This window comes from Micromonospora sp. NPDC049799, assembly GCF_040656655.1.
Taxonomy (GTDB): domain Bacteria; phylum Actinomycetota; class Actinomycetes; order Mycobacteriales; family Micromonosporaceae; genus Micromonospora.
In genome coordinates, this window is record NZ_JBFAMU010000198.1 from 1 (window position 1) to 8881 (window position 8881).

8 protein-coding genes and 1 pseudogene are annotated in these 8881 nt (G+C 71.6%); 4 read left to right on the plus strand and 5 right to left on the minus strand.

Translation table 11 applies throughout. The annotated features are described in order from the left end of the window. The coding region (locus AB0I76_RS16420; RefSeq protein WP_357035519.1) for a hypothetical protein at positions 1–226 on the minus strand (226 nt) is incomplete at its 3' end. On the opposite strand from AB0I76_RS16420, the gene AB0I76_RS16425 reads away from it, so the two are divergent. The 3 genes from AB0I76_RS16425 to AB0I76_RS16435 all read left to right on the plus strand — a co-directional run bounded on the left by AB0I76_RS16425 (position 215) and on the right by AB0I76_RS16435 (position 4037). Continuing rightward, on the plus strand, positions 215–574 hold the full coding sequence (locus AB0I76_RS16425; RefSeq protein WP_357035522.1) for a LuxR C-terminal-related transcriptional regulator: 360 nt from the start codon (positions 215–217) through the stop codon (positions 572–574). The genes AB0I76_RS16420 and AB0I76_RS16425 overlap by 12 nt on opposite strands. Positions 575–665: 91 nt before the next feature. Continuing rightward, positions 666–1763, plus strand: coding sequence for an LPXTG cell wall anchor domain-containing protein (locus tag AB0I76_RS16430; protein WP_357035525.1), 1098 nt, complete (start codon positions 666–668; stop codon positions 1761–1763). A gap of 81 nt (positions 1764–1844) precedes the next feature. Then, positions 1845–4037, plus strand: a complete 2193-nt coding sequence (locus tag AB0I76_RS16435) for a S8 family serine peptidase (RefSeq protein WP_357035528.1) — start codon at positions 1845–1847, stop codon at positions 4035–4037. A 54-nt stretch (positions 4038–4091) separates the two neighbouring features. On the opposite strand, the gene AB0I76_RS16440 is transcribed toward AB0I76_RS16435, so the two are convergent. Beyond that, positions 4092–4802 carry a hypothetical protein gene (locus AB0I76_RS16440; RefSeq protein WP_357035531.1) on the minus strand — a complete coding sequence of 237 codons (711 nt, stop codon included), beginning with the start codon at positions 4800–4802 and terminating at the stop codon, positions 4092–4094. A 214-nt stretch (positions 4803–5016) separates the two neighbouring features. Between AB0I76_RS16440 and AB0I76_RS16445 the strand changes: the two genes are divergently transcribed. After that, positions 5017–6246, plus strand: coding sequence for a low temperature requirement protein A (locus AB0I76_RS16445; RefSeq protein WP_357035533.1), 1230 nt, complete (start codon positions 5017–5019; stop codon positions 6244–6246). Between the two features lie 52 nt (positions 6247–6298). Here the strand turns inward: AB0I76_RS16445 and AB0I76_RS16450 are convergent, their stop codons facing one another. From AB0I76_RS16450 to AB0I76_RS16460, 3 genes and pseudogenes are all read right to left on the minus strand, one after another. Further along, positions 6299–7054 (minus strand): YwiC-like family protein, encoded by a 756-nt coding sequence (locus AB0I76_RS16450; RefSeq protein WP_357035536.1) that lies wholly within the window; start codon positions 7052–7054, stop codon positions 6299–6301. Positions 7055–7060: 6 nt separating this feature from the next. Further along, positions 7061–8419, minus strand: coding sequence for a multicopper oxidase domain-containing protein (locus tag AB0I76_RS16455; protein ID WP_357035540.1), 1359 nt, complete (start codon positions 8417–8419; stop codon positions 7061–7063). A gap of 3 nt (positions 8420–8422) precedes the next feature. Then, positions 8423–8881, minus strand: a pseudogene (locus AB0I76_RS16460) (hypothetical protein); the annotation flags it as partial.

Below are 8881 nucleotides of genomic sequence, written 5' to 3' on the forward strand. Positions count from 1 at the left end.
TCGAGATGTTCGGTGATCCTGCCGAAAGAAACTCGGCGGCGCACTCGACCTGGTCCGGCTCGGCGGTGCAGGGGCAGCAGCCCGGCTGCTCGACCGCCACCCACCCGACCCCGGGTGGGCGCTCGGCGCGGTCGTCGTCCAGTACGCCACCGCAGCCGTCGCCGGCGAACCCGACGCCCTGCTCGACGTCGCCGACCGGTTCGGCAGATTGGACATGCCCCTGCACGCCGCCGAGGCGGCGAGCCTTGCCGGCTCCCGCTGGCTGGCCGGCGACGAGCCCGACGGGGTGTCCCGGGCCCGGCTGGTCGTCGACGTCCATCTGGCCCGGATCGCCGAACCGGTCAACTCCCCGGCGCTGCGCCCCTGCACGGCGGTGAGTCGACTGACCGCCCGCGAACAGCAGATCGTGCTGGCCGCGGCGGACGGCGAACGGACCAGGTCGATCGCGCAGCGGTTGCACCTGTCGGAGCGCACGGTGGAGAACCACCTGAACCGGGCGTACCGCAAGCTGGGCGTCGCCGGGCGGACAGAGCTGCGGGGCGCCCTCTCCGTCGGCGGCCCGAACCCGAATTGAGTACCCCGGCACTCATGCGTCCCGGCCGGCGGCCGTGCTGGGCTTGTCCGGTCCGAACAGGCTCTCGTCCCTTCCTGGAAGGCACATCCGCATGCGCACACCCGTTCTCCTCCGTCGGCTGCTCGGCACCGCCGTCGGCGCACTCCTCCTGATCGGGGGTCTGGTCCTCGGTGCCACCGGCCCGGCCGCCGCGGACCCGCCGGAGATCCGGTTCGAGAACCTGTGCGGTGCGGTCGCCTTCGACTGGGACACCGGCACCATCGGCGGTGACGAGACGTGGGCGACCACCGTGCTGCGCGACGGTGTGGTGATCGACGAGTTCGAGATGCGGGAGCGGGGCGGCCAGAAGTACGGCGCGCGGGACGGTGCCGTGTTCGAGATCCGGCGCGAAGGGCTGCCCGCCCGCGAGTACCTGCACCGGTCACCGGCCGACTGCGTGGATCCGCCACAGCTCACCGTCACCGCGGCCAGTGAGTGTTCCTCGCTGCTCGTCACGTTCGGCAACCTGGGGACCACCCCGATCACCGGGATCCAGGTGCTGATCGAGGGCGTCGGAGGCCGGGACGTCCCGCCCGTCGCGACCGGCAGCCGCGACCTGCACTTCCGGCTCGCCGACGGTGCCCGGTTCTACGTGGTCACCCCGCTGGGCAGCGGCTTCGCGCACTGGTTCTCCGGTACCTACGACAGGCCGGAGCGGTGCACCCCGGACGAGGTCGAGGTGCGATTCACCGACGCGTGTGACGGGGTCAGGGTCGACCTGACGAGCACGGCCGGCGGGGTGTTCCGGGTGGAGGTGCTCGCCGGAGGCAGCGTCGCCGGGACCGCGGTACTCGCCGCCGGCGGTGACGCCCGCGTCGACGTGACGGCCGCGCCGGGGACCGCCGTGCTGGTCCGCGACGTGGTGGGCGGCAGCGAACTGGGCCGGCACACCGTCGGGGAACCGGCCTGCGGTACGCCGACGCCGACCTCCGACGGCAGCACGCCGACGCCGACCTCGGACGGGACGGCGCCGACGCCCGATGGATCATCCGCCGCCCCGCCCGGTGGCGGTGGCGGATTGCCGGTCACCGGTGCCTCGACCACCCTGTTCTCCCTGGCCGGGTCGCTGCTGGTGGGCACCGGGGTGGTGCTGTTCCTGCTGGCCCGGCGTCGTCGGCTGCGTTTCAGCGCAGGTGCCGGCCGAGCCTGAACAGAGCACTCTCGGCCGATGCACCGACCCGTCGCCGGGCCGGTGCACCGGCCGTCAGCCACCACTCCGATCGGAGATTCGATGTCGACCCCACGACGAGGACGCGGACTTCCCCTGGCCACCGTCGTACTGACGGTCCTGGCCCTACTCACTCCCGGGCCGTCGGCCGCCGCCGTCGAGGAGAAGTTCCGGCCGGCGACCGAGGATGCCGTCAAGGACGGCTACGTCGTGGTCCTGGCGAAACCGAAGTCCGATGAGGAGACCGTCGAGCAGACCGCCGACCGGCTGCTGGCGACCTATCCGGGCAAGCTGGAGTTCACCTACCAGCACGTCCTGCGCGGCTTCGCGGTCACGACGACCCTGGAGACCGCGTACGCGCTCAGCAAGGATCCCGAGATCGCGTACGTCGAGCAGCAGGTGGAGCTGGAGTTCCTGGGCGACCAGGTGGATGCGCCGTGGGGGCTGGACCTGAGCGACCAGCGCCGGGGGATGGACGACGTCTACCGCTGGGACTCGGACGGCTCGGGTGTGCACGTGTACGTGGTCGACTCCGGTATCCGGCAGAGCCACCACGACTTCGAGGGTCGGGCCTCCGCTGACGTCTCGTTCGGCGATGCCGGCACCGGCCCCGGTGGGTCGGCCGACTGCAACGGCCACGGCACGACGATGGCGGGAGTGATCGGCGGTCGGGTCCACGGGATGGCCAAGGGGGTCCGCCTGCACTCGGTGCGGATCGGTTGCCGCGCCGGCACCACGGCGGCCCTCCTCGCGGCCGTGGACTGGCTCGCCGTCAACGCGATCCGCCCGGCCGTGGCCAACTTCAGCTTCCGGTCGGTGCCCAGTACGGTGGTCGACGCCGCAGCGACCGAGCTGATCAGGCGTGGCATCACGGTGGTGGCGGCCGCCGGCCAGAGCAACGAGGACGCATGCGGCTCTTCCCCGGGCAGGGTGCCGGCGGTCGTCACGGTCGCCGCTGTGCACGCGTTGAAGGACCGCACGGCAAGCTCCAACTGGGGCGGGTGTGTGGACCTTTTCGCCCCGGGCGAAAGCGTGCCGACCACGACGAATGCCAGCGACACCAGCACCGGACTGACCGGCGGAACCTCCATCGCGACCGCACACGTCACGGGGGCGATGGCCCGTTACCTCCAGCGTTTCCCGGCCGCCTCGCCGGCACTGGTGGCCGCCACCCTGATCAACGAGGCGAGCCGGGACCGGGTCACCGACCATCGGGGCTCGCCCAACCGGGTGCTCTACACCGACGTCAACGGTCCGGGCAACGACGGTTTCGGACGTACTGGGGCGGATGTGAACGGCGACGGCCGCGACGACATCGTCACCTTCGTACGTGGCACGCCCGCCGACGTCTGGGTGGCGCTCTCCACCGGGTCGAGTTTCGGCGCCGGGTCGAAGTGGCACGAGTACTTCGGCGCTGGTGAGGAGATCCCGATGGTCGGTGACGTCAACGGCGACGGCAGGGCCGACCTGATCACCTTCACGCGCGGCACCAGCGCCGACGTCTACGTGGCCCTGTCGACGGGATCGTCGTTCGGGCCGTCGCAGCGGTGGCACAGCTGGTTCGCCGCGTCCAACGAAACTCCGGCGGTCGGTGACTTCAACGGCGACGGCCGTGACGACATCGCGACCGTGACCCGGGGCGTCCTCGGCAGCCCCTCGGTCAACCGCACGGTGTACGTGGCGTTGTCGAACGGGACCGGCTTCGTTGGCACCACGGTCCGGTGGAGCGACTCGTTCCTCGGCGGCGACGCGGTGCCGCTGGTTGGCGACTTCGACTGCGACGGGCGTGACGATCTGGCGGCCTTCGAGCGGGGTGGGGCCGGCCGGGTGCTGGTCGCTTCCTCCCAGGGCGACCGGTTCGCGGGTGCGACACTCTGGAGCTACCGCTTCGCGCTGGCCACCGCGGTACCGGCGGTCGGCGATTTCAACGGCGACGGCTGCGACGATGTGGCGGAGTTCTCCCGAGGTGACGCGCCGTTCGTCCGCGTCGCCCTCTCGATGGTCGGCTACTGGGCCACCCGGCTGTTCGGTGATCCGACTGTGTGGCACCGCGACTTCGCCGGGGGCGTGGCGGTCCCCGGCGCGGGCGACTTCACCGGTGACGGCCGCGACGACGTGGTCGCCTTCACCAGAGGCAGTGCCGCCGATGTCTTCGTAGCGCCGTCGACCTCGGGGGCGTTCTCGGCCGACGTCCGCAAGTGGAACGACTGGTTCGCCCACGGCACGGAGGTGCCCATGCCGTCCGTGCTCTGGTAGTCGGGCCTTCGGCCGAGCCGAGCATGGTACGGCCCCGGGCCCGGGACATCGAGCTCACGGCTTCGCTTCGGCGGCCGAACGTCGGGCCTGTTCCTCGTCGCGTTGTTGGCTGAGGAAGAACGCACCGAGTGCACCGGCGAGGGTGCCGAAGACCACCACGGAGTACGCGGCGAGGACCAGTTCGAGGACCTGCGCGAAGGTGTCGGTGGCGGCGAGCGGCTCGCCGGTGATGGTGGTCAGGGCGACGTCGTGCAGGGCCTGCCCGTACGCCGGGTAGGAGCCGACGACGACCAGGAGTTGCCCGGCGGCGAGGATGATCGTCGCGGTGACCACGGCGAGCCAGGCCAGCCGGTCGGTGAGCAGCCGGCCGGCCGATCGGGAGCCGCGGACGGCGGCGGCGACCACGCCGGTGCCTCGGGCGGCACGCAGCGTGGCGGCGGCGCGGGCGAACCGCAGGAAAGGCACGGCGAGAAAGATCACCTGCCACCAGTTGCGTTTCCAGAACTCACGGGCGCAATGGCGCGCCAGCCAGGCACGCAGCGCGAACTCGGCGACGAAGACCGCCCACAGCACCCAGCTGGTGACGGTCAACACGCCGACGACTGGCTGGTCGTGGGTGACGGCTTGGCCCAGCACCAGCAGCAGGAACAGAAGGCCGAGGACCCCCATCGGCTTGTCCAGCCGACGGGCGAGACCGTTCAGCCGGGCGTCGTCCTCCTGCCGTGCCCGGCGCGCACCCTTGTCCCCGCGGGTGTGCTCGGTCATCGTCCTGCGCGGCGGCTCACGCCGGCCCGGGTGCTTCGGATCGGCTCGGCATAGGCAACCCGTACCCACTGGCTTGCCCCTCATACCGCCGGTGTGTAGCCGAATTCCCGACGGGTATGTCGCCGGCTGGCACCGCCCCACTCCACGGTCGGCTCGTCGACCTTGTCCTGAGGGAGGACGTCGTGGACCAACCGCTTCCTGTCGACCCGGACCGGTGAGGAGCGCCGGGGGTAGGAACGACGCCCCGGGAGCCGAGAACCTGCTGCGTGGTCCGGAGCAGTCGCGGCAGGCCAACTTCCTGGAGCTGTTCTTCGACCTGGTGCTGGTCTTCGCGCTGAAGGGTGTCGTCGACCGAGTGACACCGGACCTGCTCAGCGACGAGCCCGTGATCCGCTGGGCGTCCCTGCTCTACGCCCTCGTGCTGGTGTTGCCCCTGCTGTGGCTGTGGACCACGACCGCGCACATCACCAGCCGCTTCGACCCTCGCCACCAGGGGATTCAGCTGATGGTGCTGGCCAGTGCCTTCGGTCTCCTGCTCATGACGACGTCGCTGCTGGACGCGTTCATCGGACGAGGTCTGGCCTTCGCCATGCCCTATGTCCTCCTCCAGCTCGGCCGGCCGCTGATCCTCGCGGTGATGCTGCGGGGGCATGTCCCACTCCAAGACCTCTACCGCCGGTCGGCGGCGTGGTCCGTTGTCTCTGCCGTGCCGTGGGTGGTCGGAGGAATCGTGCAGGACGAGGCGAGGGTCCTGTTGTGGATGCTGGCCATCACCTTCGATCTCGTGGGGGCCCGGGTGGGATGGTTCGTTCCCCGCCTCACTCGGCGGTCGATCAGCCCGTGGGCCATGCACGGCGGTCACCACCTGGCCGAGCGTTACCAGCAGCTCCTGTTGATCGCGTTGGGCGAGAGCGTGCTGGCGGTGGGAACCACCTACACCGTCCTGCCGGCGAGCGTTTCCGGCACGGTGGGACTCGTGGTGGCCTTCATCACCACGGTCCTGCTCTGGCGGATCTACTTCTACCGCTCCGGACAGGTCCTCGCCGAAGCCGTCACCATGGCCAGGGACCGGCTGGACATCGGACGGCGGACCGGTGCCGCCCACATGATCATGGTCATCGGAATTCTCCTGGTCGCCATCGGCCACGAGGTCGTACAGAAGCGGGCCGACGCCGACCAGCAGGCTGCCTGGCTGATGACGATTCTCGGCGGCCCCGCCCTCTTCCTCCTGGGCCGGATCCGACTGGAACGCATCGTCTTCGACCGTCTCTCCGCCCGCCGGATCGTCGGCATCGTCCTGCTGCTGGCGCTCGCGCTGCCACTGATGTTCACCACCCCGCTGGCCGCCGCTGTCACCGCCTCCCTCGTCCTGCTGGGCATCGCGGTCGCCGACGCGCGCCGGGCAGCCGACAGACCTGACGAGGCGCCGGCACCGCCCCGATGACCGCGCTCAGCCCGGTCAGGCGGCCAGCGCGCTCACCTGCGGCATCATCGAGTCAGAACGCGACCAGCAGAAGGGTCAGCACGACCAGGGAGCAGCCGATCTCGATCATCCCGACCTGGGCCGCACGCAACCGCCTACGCGGCAGGATCACGGCGCGGGCCAGGAGCACCAGGAAGGCCGGCACGAGCAGCGGATCCAGCCAGGCCGCCGCGACCAGTGCCGCTGCGTGGAAACCGATGGAGAGCCGCAGGTAGCCGGGGTGCCCGCGTTCCCGGATCATGGTCTTGACGTACAGGACGGTGCCGACGAGGTAGAGAAGCAGAGCCACGAAGGCGGGGGCCACGTCGATGAGGGGCGCCCCGGAGATGGTGGCCACGACGAAGACCAGCAGGCAGCTCTGCGCCACCGAGGCGAGGTCGTTGAGCAGGGCCCGCTCCCGCCGTCGCCAGGCGTACCCGGCGTTGAGGGCCAGCAGCAGGGCGTAGACCGGTGCGTACCAGAGCACGGCCGGCCGGGCGATCAGCACAGCCGCCGCGAGTGGCGCCGTGACGAGGCCGTAGGTCAGCATCTGGTCGGCGAACCGGCCCGGCCGGCGGGTCTTGACGGCCTGGAAGACGTAGTAGGACAGCAGGTAGCCGGCCAGCCAGGCACCCAGCAGCGGCAGGTGCGGCCAGCGCGGGCCGACCAGCACGATCCCGACGGTGTACGGCAGCAGCAGCATCGCCCAGGCGCCGTGCTGCGGCGGCAGGAAACGACGGACCCGACGGCGGGGGTCGACCGGTCGCGCGGTCGTGACGGCGGTGGACATGAAGCGTCACCTCACCTCGAAGAGGCCACGGGCGCCGCGTTCGGCGTCGACCATGACGTGACTGACGAAGGGGTAGTGGCCGGGCTCGGGGAAGACCATCTCCACGAAGCCACCGGCGGCCGGACCGAGCCCGAGCACCTGGGACCCGCCCGGGTCGGCCGGTCGGTTCTCCCAGCGTCCCTCCCGGTAGACGGTGTCGAACTGGGTGCCGACGACGTGGAAGGAACTGTCCCTGCTGGGGCCGGCGTCGAGCAGCCAGACGCGGACCCGTTCGCCGGCGCGGGCGGGCAGCGGACGGTGGGCGTACTGGGCGACGTAGCCGTTGAAGACGACGGCGTCGGGGCGCTCCGCCTGCATCTTGGCGAGGTCGCCGGGCTCGCCGTCCGGGCCGAGGTACAGCTCGGACTGTACGAGGACGTACTCGCGGTCGACCCGGGGCAGGTCGGGCGGGTCGATGATCACCGCTCCGTACATGCCGTTGCCGATGTGGTGCAGCATCGGCATGGTCGAGCAGTGGTACATCCAGATCCCGGCCCGGGTGGCGGTGAAACGGTAGGTGAGCCGCTGCCCGGGGTCGATCGGGCGCATCACCTCGTCCGGGGCGACGGCGCCGGCGTGGAAGTCGATGCCGTGGTCCACGGTGCCGTGGTTGACGAGGGTGATCTCGAAGGTGTCGCCGATCCTGCCGCGCAGCACGGGGCCGGGCACGGTGCCGTCGAAGGTCCACAGTCGTTGCCGTACGCCGGGCGCGACCTCGCGCTGGATCTCCCTGACGTGCAGCTCGCGCCGGTGCAGCCGGCCGGACGGGGTGGTCGGCGCGGCGGCGTCCCGGGCGACGAAGGCGACGCCCGGGACGGCCATCGCATCGAGGTGCGGCGCCGCCGGTGCGTGTGCCTCGGCCGGATAGCCTGCCACCACCGGTCCCGTCGACGCCGACCCCGTCGGGACGATCCGCAGGGTCATGCCGGCCTGCCGGTGGCCGGGCAGTGAGCACCAGCCCCGGGTCTCGGCTCCGATCACGCCCGCGTCGAGCCGGTGCGTGCCGCCCCGCGCGATGGGCGGCGTCTTCGCCCCGGAGTCGAGGACGAGGTCGTGCCGGCGGTGGTCACGGTTGGTCAGCTCGATGACCAACCGGTCACCCGGTGGCACGTCGATCCGGTCGGGGTGGAAGCGCATCCCGTCGGCGACCACGGTGACCGTGGTGGTGTGTCCGGTGGGTGCCACGGACGCGGCGGCCGGGACCGGCGCGCCCTCGGAGACGCGCTGCGCGGCCACCCCGACGAGGACGGCGACGAGGACGAGGGCGAGACCGGCGGCGGCACCGCCGAGCGGGCGGGCAGCGGGGGTCTCGGGGCGCGCGGACACGGGTTACCTCCGGGCGGTGAGCAGGACCCGGGCGGCCGGTACGAGGACCTGCACCAGCACGACGAGGATCAGCAGCGAGGTGGTGATGCGGACGAAGGGCGGGGTGGGCAGGACGAAGACCACCAGGGCGGCGTTGGCGGTCGCGACGCGTTGCGGACCGTGCCGCTCCAGCAGGGCGGTGCGGCGGCGCACCGGTTCGGGGCCGCCGCCGAGCACCATCGGCAGCAGGTGGCTCAGCGCCCCGACGAGCACCTGCGCGACGAAACCGACCAGCAACGGCAGCAGCACGGCGTCGAACCGGTCGGCGGCGGTGGCGGGACCGTCGGCGGACAGCAGCGTCGCGGCGTCCGTGCCGAGGGCGGCCAGGAGCCAGACGGAGGCCGCCGCGAGCGACCAGCCGGCGAAGGCGTTCGGGGGCTCGACGGTGACCACGTCCAGCAGCCCGGCCCAGTCGAGGAGACC